Source organism: Nocardia wallacei, assembly GCF_029869545.1.
Lineage (GTDB): Bacteria > Actinomycetota > Actinomycetes > Mycobacteriales > Mycobacteriaceae > Nocardia > Nocardia wallacei_A.
The window spans coordinates 1-12,860 of record NZ_JARWQD010000279.1; the positions used below are offsets into that span (position 1 = coordinate 1).

The following is a 12,860-nucleotide window of genomic DNA, read 5'->3' on the forward strand; positions in this document are numbered from 1 at the left end:
CGGAATCTCCGCCGCCGCAACCACCTTCACCATATCCGGGTCGGCCCGGCCGCCCGAGACGTCGTTGACCACCGACACCCCCGCCGCGGGGGGCCGTGCGGCGGGGGCTACGCGTCATCGGTGGCGGGTTCTGGCCAGTGGTGGATTGTCCGGTGGTAGTCGTTTCTGCCCAGTTGGGCGCGGATCCGGGCGGTTTCCACGTGTGCTGGGAGGGTGGGGACCGGCTGTCCGGGTTCGGGGGGCTCCGGCTGCGGGCGGATCGCCTCGGATTCGGCGAGCCAGCCTGAGGCCTCGCGCCATACCGTGTGCCGGTCGGGTGCACCGCGCAGGAGCAGGCTGCCGTATTCGGGGGCGATGCGCATCGCCGAGCCCAGATGCTGCAGGCATCGGGCGATTCCCAGGGCGTGGTCGAGTTCCCGGTAGCGGGTCAGGGCACGCTGCCAATACCGCAGGGCCCGGCGCGGTTCGCCGCGAATCCACCACAGCACGCCCAGGGTCTCGTGCACCTGGGCCAACCCGGACGGATCGCGCCCGTCCCGCGCGAGCGATTCCGCGACGGCCAGCCGGTTGCGCGCCACATCGAGACGGCCCTGGTGCAGATGCACCACCGACAGGTCGATCAGGACGCCGACCTCCCCCACGACATCCCTGCGCGGCAACAGTTTCCACGCGCGTTCGAGCAGCTTCTCCGCCCCGGCGAACCGGTCGGGTTCCGGCGCCACCGGGTGCCGGTCCGGCCGCGTCGCCCGCCGCCGATCGAAATCGGCCAGTGCCCACTCCAGCGCCCGCAGCCCGTCCCGCTGGGCGCGGCGGGCGGCGAGCCCCGCGTGATACCGGTGCAGCCGGGTCACCGCCGGACCCGAATCGCGTCGCGCGCCGCGGATCTCCGCGAGTTCGTGCTCGACCACGAACTCGGCGGACCGCGAATGCTCGATCACCCTCGCAATGTCCTCGGCCACACCGTTTCTCGCCGCGCTCCACCCGTTACGGGCGTACCAGACGTCCAGGGCGTCGGCGATCTCGATCAACTCGGGGATGCCCGCCGGGAGCGCCTCCGCGGCCGCCAGTGCCCGGCAGCCCGACAGCACCCGGCGCAATTGTTCCTCCTCCAGTTCGAACCATCGGCGCGCGCCCGCGGCGAGGCGGCCGCTGTCGAGGGCGATCGCCCACCGGCGCGCGCGATCGGCATGATGGCGGACCAGCGCCGGGACCGCCGCCCGCCATTCGTGACCGGCCACGACCTCCGCGTCCGGCGCCGGTGGGGGCGCGTCGCGCACCACCACGACCCGGTCGCGTTCGGCGCGCCGCAGCACTCCCGCCGCGGTGAGCTGCTCGATGACGCCCTGCGCGGAGCTTCCGTCGGGTTGGACGCGGATCGGGAGCCGCACCGTCACGGTCACCATCGCCGACACCATCTCGTACAGCGCCGCCGCCTCGTACTCGCCGAACGGCAAGTGCTCCAGCACCTTCCGCACCGCGAGGTCCATCGGCCCCAACCGCCCCGCACCAGCTTCCACCGGCCCCCGACCCGACGCCTCCCCGCCGACCGCCGGTCCCCAGCCCGACATTTCCCCACCCACCACCGGTCCCCGACCCGACGTTTCCCCGCTCTCCACCGAGGCCCCGCCCGGCGCTAAGCTGCCCGTGGCGGGGACGGGAGGTCCCATCGCCACCTCCGGGCCCGGTGGGACCAGGTCGGCCGTCAGGTGGATCTCGCGGTCGACGTGCCATCGGCGGCGTCGCTCCGCGATCCAGCGCCACGCCAGGTAGCCGACGGAGAGGGCGACGATCAGCGCCGCCACCCGGCTCAGCCACGACGAGAGCGTGACCAGCATCCGGCTCTGGTCGACCAGGCTCTCCAGCAGCTTGCTCACGACCTCGAGCAGGATCGACGTGGCGATCACCCAGGCGCCGCCCAGAAATCCTTGCCACGCTGACGTTTTCGAGATCAGGTCCAGCGAGGATCCGGAATCGCCGGGCCGATCCGCGTCGCCGTCCGGGGCGGAGAAGGTCATCGCAGCACTCCCCCCGTCAGGCCCGGCACCAGATACCGGCGCCACGTCAGCAGCACGAGTACGACGGGCGGCAGGGCCGCCAGCAGGGCTCCGGCCGCCAGATGCGCCACGCTCTCGTGGAACTGCCGCGCCTCGCTCCACAGCAGCAGCGACCACGGGCTCGCGTCGGCCCCGCCGATCAGCTGCCCGATGAAGAAGTCGTTCCAGATCTGGACCGCCTCGAGGACCGCGACCGCGCCGACCGCGGGACCCGCGGTGCCGAGCGCGCGCCGGGCGGCCAGCGGCATCGGGACCAGTCCGCGCCGCACGTCGGCGATCGGACTGTCCTCCGGCGCCAGCAGGGCCCCGCGCAGGATCAGGATCGCGATCGGCAACCCGATCGCGGCATGCGTCAGGATCAGCGGCATCGACGTCCCGGCCAGGTTGTTGTCCTCGATGAATGCCCGGATCGGCCCGGCGTAGACCTGCGCGGGCAGGGCCGCCAGCACCACGAGAACCGCGACCACCACACGCGACAGCGCCTCCTTCGGAGGCAGCGATGCCGCGTAGAAGGCAGGCGGTAACGCGGCACTCACGGTCAGTCCCGTCGCCACCACCGTCACCGAGGCGGTCGTGGCCAATGCGCGCCACAGCTCGCTGTCGTGCCAAACGGCGCGCGGACCGGTCAGCGCCGGTCCGTCCAACCCGGCCCAGGTCAAGACGACCAGCACGATCACCGGCGACAGCATCAGCAGCGACACCACCGCGACCCGCGCGACCAGCCAGCTCATGCGCAGCCCGGTGCGGCCTCGTACCCATCCGCGGCGCCGCGCGCGACCCGCCGTCGGCCGTGTTCGGTCGTGCCGCACCGCGGGCAACGGCAGGTGCACCGGCACCGGCCGCGCCGCGGGCATCGTCCAGCGGGTGCGGTGCCTGCGGACACCGGTCTGCAGCACCCAGGCGCCCAGCCCGACGACGACGGCGAGCGGAAGCGAATAGGCCGCCGCCGCAGCACGATTCGACGGATCGTCGATGATCAGGCGCCACCAGTACACGGTGGAGGTGTCCAGGACGTACTGCTGTGACGTGGGGACAGACACGAGCACGACGTCGAACACCCGGGCCGCGGCCACCGCCATCACGAGCCACAGGATCAGCAGCACCGGATTCACCAGCTCCACAAGGCGTTTCATCCACTGCCACCAGCCGCGCCGGTCCACCCGCGGCAGCAGCCGCGCCGGGCGCTCGCCGAGGTAGCCCCGGCGCACCGGATCGGTTTCGATGGCGTCGGCGGCGGTCCGCAGCAGCACGAACACCGCGCCGAACCAGGACCACACGAACGTCACGACCAACATCACGAAGTACAGGACGAGCTGCAGCACAACGCTTTCCGTCGCGTTCACCACCGGCTCGAAGATCAGCCGGAACGCCAGTCCGGCCACGAACGCCGACACCGCGAACGAGACGATCAGCGGCGGCCACGGCCACCAGGTCCGGCGCCACGTCCAGGCGAGGCCCAGCGCGGCGGCCAGGATCGCCGTCGCGACGACGACCCAGCCCAGCGTCCACGCGTAGGCCCGCGCACCGTCGCCGCCGAGCGCGCGCCACAGGGCAACACCGGCGGCGGCGATTCCCACCGCCGGAATCACCACGGACACAGGCCATTCCGTCCGCCGCTTCCGCCCCGGCAACCAGACGGACAGCAGGGCGGCAGCGAGGAACACCGCGCAGTACAGCAGCAGCCCCGCATGTCCCGCGTCCAGCAGGGCCACCGCGAGAACGGGGGCGACCAGCGCGGCGCTCCAGACAGACAACTCGCCGGACCGCCCCCGACGGGCGCCCGGCGTTGGCGCGGCCTCGCCACTCGCGCCGGGCCCGGCCGCATCTCGTGCGATCTGCCGCAGGCCCCGTCCGTTCCGCGTTCGCCAGAGCCGGGCCAGCATCACACCCGCCACCACGAACTCCGCACACCACGCCACGATGACCCGTCCGCTGGCCTGGCTGCACGCCATGACGACGGTGGCTCCGGCCGGGGCGACCAGCAGCAGCCCGATCAGCACCAGGGCGGGCAGCAGGACCGCCGCCGTCGTCAGACCGCTCGGATTCCAGCCGCCGACCGGCGGGCCCGCCATGCGCCGCGTCGCCAGCTCCAGGTCCAGCCCGTGTGCGCGAATCGTGGTGACCGACGTCGCGGGCTGCGGCACAGCGGATTTCGCATCCGTCATCGCAGGCTCCGCTCGAAGGCGCTCAGGCCCGCGATCGCCGCCCCGGTGGCCTCGTCGATCCGGCCGGGGCTGCGATATCCCACGGCGACAAGGAAGTTCGTCAGCACGCGCCACAGGCCGTTGCGGCGCCCGATCGGGCCGAGCCAGTCCGCGAACCCGAACACGTCCCACGAGTTCATCTGGTCCGCAACGTCTTTGTAGATTCCGGAGTAGGACGCCGGGCGCTCGGTTCCGCGTTCGGATTCGGGTTCTCTGCCGGGCTCGGCGCGGGGCCGCTCGTCCGGCGCCACGAATCCGCCGTATCGGGTGATCCAGGGCACCGGCGCGGTCGGCGCGGCCAGCGCGGCGACGAGGTCTTCGGCGCGCTCCTTCGCCTTCGCGGTGATGACCATGACGTCGCCGCCGCCGATCCGCGGCGCCACATATTCGCGGCCGAATGCGGGGAAGGCCATCACCCCGACACACGAGTCCGACCGCCCGGTCCGGCGGAGACTGTGCCGCACAACGGGTTCGGCGAAATCCGGTGCCACCACCATGGCGGCCCGCCGGTGCAGGAATACGTCGCGCACCGAATCCGCGAACTGCCTGCGCAGCGTCTCGGCCACCCGGCCCGCGAACGCGTCCGGATGGCCCCAAATCTGTCCGAGCACGCCGAAGGCCGCGCGCACGCCCGGCCGATCCCACTCCCGCACCTGCTCGCCCGCATTTCCCGGCGGTGTGATCAGATCCTCGTAGTCGCGTGGCGCCATGGTCCGCAGCACATTCGCGAACACGTCGGTCAGCACCCAGCCGTCGGCGGCGCCGAGCGCGAACAGCCGCCGCTCGCCGCTCGCGTACGCGCCGATCCTGTCCGGCCAGTCCGCGAGCATCCAGGTGCGCGGAGAGTCGCTGTCCCCGAACGCATCCCGGTCGTACCACACCAGCGACTTGTTGGAAGCCTTGAACGGCACCCCGTACTGACCGATGGCGTCGGTGCCGGGAACCCTGTGCCGCAACAGTTCCCACCACGGCGGGCGATACCGCGGCCTGCCGTCCGTCGTCACCCACAGCGAGTCGCCGACGGCACGCAGCCTGGTACCGGCCAACTCCCGCACCTGTCCGGCCTCCGGGAGCATCACGACATCCGGAGCGGTACGGCCCCCGGCATGGAGTGCGGTGTCCACGTCGTCGCCGAGCGGTACGACGTCCACCGGGTGCGGATAGGCGGGCACGCCCGGGGCCGGTGCCCGGATCCCCTCCAAGACGGCCCGGAACGCCGCCAGCTCGGTTCCGCTCCACGGCACCGCGATTCGGACCACGTCGGGACGGTCGCGAAATACACCCGGCGCGCAGCCCACGAGGAGCGGGGCGAGCGCCCCCGCCTGCAGTACCGCTCGTCGCGTCGCCATCGTCCCCCGAAACCGCGTCGGTGCAGCCGGTGTGTGAACCTCGTGACCGGCTCCTACGAGCCGATCACTCGGAACATCGCACCGACCGCGCCGGCGTTACCGGCCCTGCGTGAAGTCCGGCGGCTGCCACGGCCGGTTCTCACCGGTACCGGGCTGATAGGGCTGCTGTGTCGGTTCCGGCCGCGACGGCGGGAACTGCGTGCCGCCACCCGGACCCTGCGGCGGCAGGTTACGCGAGGGCACCGGGGGAATCGGGGATTCCACCGGGGTGGCCGCCGCGGCCTCGGCGGCGCGCACCGCCCGTTCGGCGGCCGGGTCGGTCTTCATGTCGAACCAGCCCGCCACGTCGTCGGAGTCGTCCTCCGGACGGACCGTGGCCTCCCCGTCGGGGGTGGGCTCGTACCGGAAAACGCCGTCCTCGCCCTGGGTTCCGAAGTTGCGGGCGAAACCCTCGAGCGCCTTGCCGAAATCGCTCGGCACCATCCACACCTTGTTGGCGTCGCCCTTGGCCACCAGCGGCAGCGTCTGCATGTACTGGTAGGCAAGCAGTTCCGGGGTGGGCTTGCCGGATTTGATTGCGGCGAAGACCTTTTCGATCGCCTTCGCCTGGCCCTGTGCCTGCAGGTAGGCGCCCGCGCGTTCACCCTGGGCACGCAGGATGCGGCTCTGCCGGTCGCCCTCGGCGCCGAGGATCGCCGACTGCTTGGAGCCCTCCGCCGCGAGGATCTGCGCCTGCTTGGCGCCCTCGGCGGACTTGATCTGAGCCTCCCGGTTACCCTCCGCGGTGAGGATCATGGCCCGCTTCTCGCGGTCGGCCTTCATCTGCTTCTCCATCGACTCCTGGATCGACGGGGGCGGATCGATGGCCTTCAGCTCCACTCGCGCGACCCGCAGGCCCCAGCGGCCGGTGGCCTCGTCGAGCACGCCGCGCAGCTGCGAGTTGATCTGGTCGCGGGAGGTCAGGGTGTCTTCCAGGGTCATGCCGCCGACCACGTTGCGCAGCGTGGTGATGGTCAGCTGCTCGACCGCGGCGATGTAGTTGCTGATCTCGTACACCGCCGCCTGCGGGCTGGTGACCTGGAAGTACACCACCGAGTCGATCTGCACGGTCAGGTTGTCCTGGGTGATCACCGGCTGCGGCGGGAACGACACCACCCGCTCGCGCAGGTCGACCTTCGCCCGGATGCGGTCGGCGAATGGCACCAGGAACGTCAGCTGGCCCGACACCGTGCGCGAGTACCGGCCCAGGCGCTCGATGACCGCGGCCTCGGCCTGCGGCACCAGCGCGATCGATTTGAACACCACCACCGCGACCAGCAGGACGAGGACGGCGGCGACGATCAGTACAGCCATTACGGCCCCTTCCACACGACGGCGTGCGCGCCGTCGATCTTCATGACGTAGACGGTCTCCCCCTCGGCGTACTCTTCATCGGAGTTGAGCGGGCGGGCGCTCCATACCTCACCGCCGATCTTCACTCGGCCGGTGTGCTCGTTCACCCGCTCGAGCACGTGCGCGGTCTTGCCCGGGAGGGCGTCCACGTTCGTCGGTATGGGTGGCGGAGTTCCGAAGCGCCGCAACAATACCGGACGCACCACCAGCATCAGACCGAGTGAACTCACGCCGAAGACGATCGCGTCGACCAGAATCGACGTGTTCGCCAGGCCCGACACACCGGCCGTCGCGAGCGCGGCGGTACCCAACATGAGCAGCGTGAAATCACCGGTCAGCATCTCGGCGGCCGCGAGCAGGATCCCCGCGACCAGCCACACTATTGCGGCCACGCCTTCACTCTAATGGTCGCCGCCGCGCGATGAGGGATACACACGCAACATGTGATCGGGCGAGTCCCTGGACAACTCGCGAGGCACGCCCGTCGCACACCCCGGCACCGAATCAGGTCCGATGACCAACTCGGTTGGCGCTCAACCGGTATCGCGGCGCGCGGCCCGGCCGGTCCACGGGCGCGGGACGCGACTGCCCGGGGCACCGACTATTTTCGTGCGGGTGAGTGCGCAGAACTATGGGGACATCTACGCCGGGCACGGCCGCTCCCGGAAGCGGCCCGTGCCACAGGTATCCGCGGAGTCGGATCTCGTCGTCGAGGATGCCGCGACCGGATTCTGTGGTGCCGTGGTCGGTTTCGATCGCAGCTACGACGGCGAGTTCGTCAAGCTGGAGGATCGCCACGGGAAGGTACGGCTGTTCGCCATGCGGGAGGCGGCCTTCCTGATCGATGGGCGGCCGGTCACCCTGGTGCGCCCCAAGCCCGCCGCGCCCCAACGGCCCACCCGCTCCGCATCCGGATCGACGCGGGTCGAGGGGCTGCGCGCACGCGTGGCACGCACCAGCCGGATCTGGGTCGAGGGCGTGCACGACGCGGCGCTGGTCGAGCGGGTGTGGGGACACGATCTGCGCGTAGAGGGTGTGGTCGTCGAGCACCTCGAGGGTCTGGACAACCTCGCCACGCGCCTGACCGAGTTCGGCCCGGGGCCGGGCAGGCGGGTCGGCGTCCTCGTCGACCACCTGGTGACCGGCTCCAAGGAGTCGGGCCTGACCACCGGCCTCGGCTCGCACGTGCTCGTCACCGGCCATCCCTACATCGACGTCTGGCAGGCGGTGCGCCCCGCCGCCGTCGGCATCCCGGCCTGGCCCGAGGTGCCGCGCGGCGAGGACTGGAAGACGGGCATCTGCCGCCGCCTGGGCTGGGGCACGCCCAAGGACGGCTGGCGCCGGGTATACAACGCCGTCGACTCCTTCCGAGACCTGGAGGCGCCCCTGATCGGCGCCGTGGAACGCCTGATCGATTTCGTCACCGATCCCGGCCAAGAACACGCCGGGAAAACAACAGGCAGAGCCATGCCCCGCTGATCCAGCTCCCAGAGCCATCCCGCACCGAACCAGCGACCCTACTGATGCCCCACCGAACCTACCCCCGCACCCATGCCCCCGGTCATCCAACGACCCCAGCCATGCGCCACCGATCCAGCGACCGCAGCCATGCCCCACTGATCCAACGACCGCAGCCATGCCCCACCGATCCAGCGAGCGGAGGCGTGCCCCGCTGGATACGGCGAGTGGAGGCACGCCCACCTCTGCTTTGTCTCCGGCGTGCCTACTTCACCCTCTGTTTCCGGCGTGCTTTTGGCCGGAATCAGGGGGCCGGGGGCGTGAAGACCATGAAGCGGTTGCCGTCGGCGTCGAGGATGTGGGCGAAAACCAGGCCGTCGGGGGTGCGGACCGCCGGGACCAGCACCTTGCCGCCCAGTTCCATCGCGCGGTCGCAGGTTGCCGCGACATCGCGCACCACGACGCCGAATACCGCGTGCGCGTCCTCGGATTGCGTGATGCCGCCGCTGGGGGCCTGCTCGCCCGCGTAGCTGGCCAGGTGGTACTGGTCGCCGCTGCCCGGGTCGGTGCGGAAGGTCCAGCCGAACAGGTCGCCGTAGAAGCGCTGGGCCGCACCGGGATCGGAGCTGCCGACCTGGAACCACGCCACGCGGTCGAATTCGGATGCCATGCGATCTCTCTTCTCTCCTCGAGCGCCGCCGGATCGCGGCGCACCCCCAGCTTCGAGGACGCACGCGACAGCCCTATGTCGGTGTTTTCCCGGCATTCTCGAGACTCAGCGCCCGCGCGACACAGCCGCGCGGCAGATCGTCGAGTTCGCGCCGAGACCGGGCCGCGGTGACGAAATCCGCGAGTTCGGCCGCCAGGATCCGATCCAGCCGGAACACCCGCGTCCGCTCCCGCATCCGGCACCAGCCGACCAGGTACCAGCCCTCGGGACCGCAGACCAGCCGGTCCGGCTCCACGATGCGCGCTGTCACCGCGCCGGACCGGTCGGTGTAGGTCATGACGATCGCGCGCCCGCGCTGCACCGCCTGCTGAACCACCCCCGCGAAGGGCGCGGCCTCCGGTTGTTCCCCCGATTCCAGCAGCCGCACCCGCCCCGCCAGTTCGCGTGCCGCACCGGCCGACTCGTCCGGCAGGGCGGCCAGGATCTTGGCCAGGGCCCCGGCGCCCGCGGCGTCGAACGGCGTGCCGCGCATCCGCTGCAGCGCCACCCCGATCGCGACCACCTCTTCGGGCGTGAAGTTCAACGGCGGCAACGACATTCGCTTATCGATGGCGTAGCCGCCACACCGGCCGACATCGGCGTGGATCGGCACCCCCGACTGCTGCAGCGCCGCGATATCGCGCTCGATGGTGCGCACGGAGACCTCGTGCCGCGCCGCCAGCTCCCGCGCCGTGCGCCGCCGCGGCGCCACCGCGCGCAGATCCTCCACCAGTGCGTACAGCCGATCGGTGCGGTTCACCTGGACCCCCTGTGTCTCGGGTGCGAGCAGGATAGCGGGCGCCACCGACAGGCAATCAGCCAGTTATGCTCGAAAACATGTGTTCTCCCAGTGCGACGCTGACGGTATGGGCCGGTTCCTGGCTCGCCGGGCGCAGCGCACCCGACGACGTGCTGGACGCGCTGCGCGCCTGGGCGCCGCAGCACGGTGTGGCCGCCGGTGATCCGGTCACCGGCGGGCGCACGGGACTGCCCTGGCCGAGTGCCGAGCCGCTCGTCCACGGCACGGGAATCATGATGCTGCTCAAGGTGATTCGCGAGGCCCTCGACGACCCGCGCGCGCAGCTGCGCCTGCTGCTGCCGGTGCCGGGGGACGCGCGCGGCCTCCCGGCGGGCACCGAATTCGGTACGGCGGCAATGGAAGCGGAGGAGGGCATCCTCGTCGGCGTCCCCGGCAGCGAGGGCGTCGGCCTGGTGCCGCAGTGGTCCGACGACGACACCCTGCAGTGGACGGTCTACCACACCCCGGTGCCCGATCCCGTGCCGGATATGACCCTCGGCGAGGCCGAGTACGCGATGCGCCAGGCGGTGCGCGACGCCGCCGACGCCCTGATGCAGCTGCAGACCACCGGCATCGGCGGCGACGATATGGATCCGCGCGAGATGGTCGAGGCCGAACTCGCCGACTATTCCCGCCACATCTATCCGGATTCGGCCCCGCTGCGGGCGCGGCGCATTCTGGATACGGCCGATCATGTCGCGGCGATCCTCGCGGTGGCCCAGCAGGCGCCGCCGTCCTCCCCCGCCTCCGCCAGCGCGATGCACGCGCAGGAGAAGCTGCTGCGGCCGCTGCAGGACGCCATTCGCGCCGCGCGGCTCACCGCCGTCCACGCCGCCGCCGGGGCGCGGTGACTCCGATTCCCCTGCGGCACAACGCAGAGAGTCGGGTCATGTCTGCGGCGCCGGTTCGGACCGCGCGGTCTCCGCGCGCAACCAGCGGTCGATGCAGTCGAGCAGTTCCCCGGGGTCGACAGGCTTGGTGATGTAGTCGCTGGCCCCCGACGCCAGGCTCTTCTCCCGGTCGCCGGACATGGCCTTGGCGGTGACCATGATGATCGGCAGCCGGTCGAAGTGCGCCATGGTGCGGATCTTCGCGGTCGTGGTGTAGCCGTCCATCTCCGGCATCATCACGTCCATCAGGATCACGTCCACGTCCGGCCGGTCGCGCAGCTCCTCGATCGCCTTGCGCCCGTTGGGCACGTGCAGGACCGACATGCCGTTCAGCTCGAGGATCTCGGCGATGGCCAGGACATTGCGGGCGTCGTCGTCGACGAGCAGCACCCGCCGGTCCCGCAGCCGGGGATATCCGGTGTGCCGGGCGGGCGCCCGCGTCCCGACGCCCTGCGGCTGGGTCAGCTGCAGCAGGAACCGTTCCTGGAATTCCCCGGGCTCGGCCAGCAGTTCGACCCCGTGGTTGCGGGCGGTGGCCTCGGTCACCCGCCGCTGCTCGGGATCGAGCGCCCGCACCGGATGTGCCAGCAGCGCAACGCGTCCCGGATCGACGCAGCCGCGCAACCCGCCCAGGAACCGCGGCGTGAAGGCCCCCATCCGGCTGGCGTCCATCAGCACGCACTGATACGCACCGGAGGCCACCGCCTCGAGCGCCTTGTCGGAGGTCCCGGCGGATTCGATATGGATCGGGCCCGCCGTCTCGGCGAGTTCGGCGACGACGGTCGACACCAAACCGGTCAGCGGGCGCTCGTCCGGATCCTCCAGCACCAGCACGAATCGTGTCACCGATCGGGCCCGCGTCCGCGCCTCGACCGGCACCTCCGGCTGCGGGCGGACCGGCAGATACAGCGTGAAGGTGCTCCCCTCGCCGAGCCGGCTCTCCGCGCGGATCCGGCCGCCGAGCAGATTGGCCACCTGGCGACTGATCGACAGCCCGAGCCCGGTGCCGCCGTAGCGGCGGCTGGTGGTGCCGTCGGCCTGCTGGAAGGCGCCGAAGATCGTCTCCAGATTCTGTTCGGCGATGCCGATTCCGGTGTCGCCCACCGAGAATGCCACCTGGTCACCCTCGCAGGACACGCCGAGCCGGACCCGCCCGCGCTCGGTGAACTTCACCGCATTCGACAGCAGGTTGCGCAACACCTGCCGCAGCCGCTGCTCGTCGGTGGTGAGGTGGGTGGGCACACCGGGCGCGACATCGATATCGAAGGCCAGGCCCTTCTGATTGGTCAGCGGCTGGAAGGTGGTCCGCACGTATCCGAGCAGCTGCCGCATCGGGACCGGTTCGGTGCGGATGTCCATCTTTCCGGCCTCGACCTTCGACAGATCCAAGATGTCGTCGATCAGCTGCTGCAGATCCTTTCCGGCGGACTGGATCACCCGGGCGAATTCCACCTGCTTCTCGGTCAGGTTCCGCGACGCGTTCTGTTCGAGCACACCCGCCAACATGAGCAGGCTGGTCAGCGGCGTGCGCAGCTCGTGCGACATGTTCGCCAGGAATTCCGACTTGTACTTCGAGGCGAGCGCCAGCTGCTGGGCGCGCTCCTCGATCTCCTGGCGCGCCTGCTCGATCTCGAAATTCTTCATCTCGATATCGCGGTTCTGCCGGACCAGCAGTTCGGCCTTCTCCTCGAGCGCGGCATTGGACTGCTGCAGCTGCCCGGCCAGCCGCTGCGACTCCTCGAGCAGGGCGTCGGTGCGGGCGTTGGCCATGATCGTGTTGACGTTGACGCCGATGCTCTCCATCAGCTGTTCCAGGAAATCGCGCTGCACGGCGGTGAACCGGCCGAAGGAGGCCAGCTCGATCACGCCCAGCACCTGGTCCTCGAACACGATCGGCAGCACGATCAGGCTCGCGGCGGCCGCCGCGCCCCGCCCGGCGGACACCCGCACGGAGTCAAGCGGGGTGTGGTCGCCCACGATCGCCAGCTTGGTCCGGGGCACCTGG

10 protein-coding genes are annotated in these 12,860 nt (G+C 70.9%); 2 read left to right on the forward strand and 8 right to left on the reverse strand.

The window, feature by feature from the left end; genetic code table 11:
• Positions 1–107: 107 nt before the first annotated feature.
• The 5 genes from QH290_RS24425 to QH290_RS24445 form a co-directional block, all read right to left on the reverse strand.
• The gene (locus tag QH290_RS24425) at positions 108–2,015 is read right to left on the reverse strand and encodes a tetratricopeptide repeat protein (protein WP_280385376.1); all 1,908 of its coding nucleotides are present in this window, start codon (positions 2,013–2,015) and stop codon (positions 108–110) included.
• Positions 2,012–4,219 (reverse strand): ABC transporter permease family protein, encoded by a 2,208-nt coding sequence (locus tag QH290_RS24430; RefSeq protein WP_280385378.1) that lies wholly within the window; start codon positions 4,217–4,219, stop codon positions 2,012–2,014. The genes QH290_RS24425 and QH290_RS24430 overlap by 4 nt, the downstream gene beginning before the upstream one ends.
• The gene (locus QH290_RS24435) at positions 4,216–5,607 is read right to left on the reverse strand and encodes an ABC transporter substrate-binding protein (RefSeq protein ID WP_280385380.1); all 1,392 of its coding nucleotides are present in this window, start codon (positions 5,605–5,607) and stop codon (positions 4,216–4,218) included. The genes QH290_RS24430 and QH290_RS24435 overlap by 4 nt, the downstream gene beginning before the upstream one ends.
• 96 nt (positions 5,608–5,703) lie before the next feature.
• Positions 5,704–6,960, reverse strand: a complete 1,257-nt coding sequence (locus tag QH290_RS24440; RefSeq protein ID WP_280385383.1) for an SPFH domain-containing protein — start codon at positions 6,958–6,960, stop codon at positions 5,704–5,706.
• On the reverse strand, positions 6,960–7,391 hold the full coding sequence (locus QH290_RS24445) for an NfeD family protein (RefSeq protein WP_280269730.1): 432 nt from the start codon (positions 7,389–7,391) through the stop codon (positions 6,960–6,962). The genes QH290_RS24440 and QH290_RS24445 overlap by 1 nt, the downstream gene beginning before the upstream one ends.
• A gap of 223 nt (positions 7,392–7,614) precedes the next feature.
• Here QH290_RS24445 and QH290_RS24450 point away from each other — a divergent pair, with 223 nt between their 5' ends.
• Positions 7,615–8,478, forward strand: coding sequence for a DUF3097 domain-containing protein (locus QH290_RS24450; RefSeq protein ID WP_280385385.1), 864 nt, complete (start codon positions 7,615–7,617; stop codon positions 8,476–8,478).
• A gap of 283 nt (positions 8,479–8,761) precedes the next feature.
• Here QH290_RS24450 and QH290_RS24455 read toward each other — a convergent pair whose 3' ends face one another.
• Both QH290_RS24455 and QH290_RS24460 read right to left on the reverse strand, forming a co-directional pair.
• Positions 8,762–9,127 carry a VOC family protein gene (locus QH290_RS24455; protein ID WP_280264738.1) on the reverse strand — a complete coding sequence of 122 codons (366 nt, stop codon included), beginning with the start codon at positions 9,125–9,127 and terminating at the stop codon, positions 8,762–8,764.
• A 73-nt stretch (positions 9,128–9,200) separates the two neighbouring features.
• Entirely contained in the window at positions 9,201–9,926 is a 726-nt protein-coding gene (locus QH290_RS24460) for a helix-turn-helix transcriptional regulator (RefSeq protein ID WP_280264737.1), read from the reverse strand.
• Positions 9,927–10,003: 77 nt separating this feature from the next.
• Here QH290_RS24460 and QH290_RS24465 point away from each other — a divergent pair, with 77 nt between their 5' ends.
• Entirely contained in the window at positions 10,004–10,816 is an 813-nt protein-coding gene (locus QH290_RS24465) for a hypothetical protein (RefSeq protein ID WP_280385387.1), read from the forward strand.
• 36 nt (positions 10,817–10,852) lie between these two features.
• Here the strand turns inward: QH290_RS24465 and QH290_RS24470 are convergent.
• On the reverse strand, positions 10,853–12,860 hold a 2,008-nt coding region (locus QH290_RS24470; protein ID WP_280385388.1), incomplete at its 5' end, for an ATP-binding protein.

Coding starts and splice junctions, on each gene's coding strand:
- QH290_RS24425 (WP_280385376.1), bottom strand. CDS start 2,015: ATGACCTTCTCCGCCCCGGACGGCGACGCGGATCGGCCCGGCGATTCC.
- QH290_RS24430 (WP_280385378.1), bottom strand. CDS start 4,219: ATGACGGATGCGAAATCCGCTGTGCCGCAGCCCGCGACGTCGGTCACC.
- QH290_RS24435 (WP_280385380.1), bottom strand. CDS start 5,607: ATGGCGACGCGACGAGCGGTACTGCAGGCGGGGGCGCTCGCCCCGCTC.
- QH290_RS24440 (WP_280385383.1), bottom strand. CDS start 6,960: ATGGCTGTACTGATCGTCGCCGCCGTCCTCGTCCTGCTGGTCGCGGTG.
- QH290_RS24455 (WP_280264738.1), bottom strand. CDS start 9,127: ATGGCATCCGAATTCGACCGCGTGGCGTGGTTCCAGGTCGGCAGCTCC.
- QH290_RS24465 (WP_280385387.1), top strand. CDS start 10,004: ATGTGTTCTCCCAGTGCGACGCTGACGGTATGGGCCGGTTCCTGGCTC.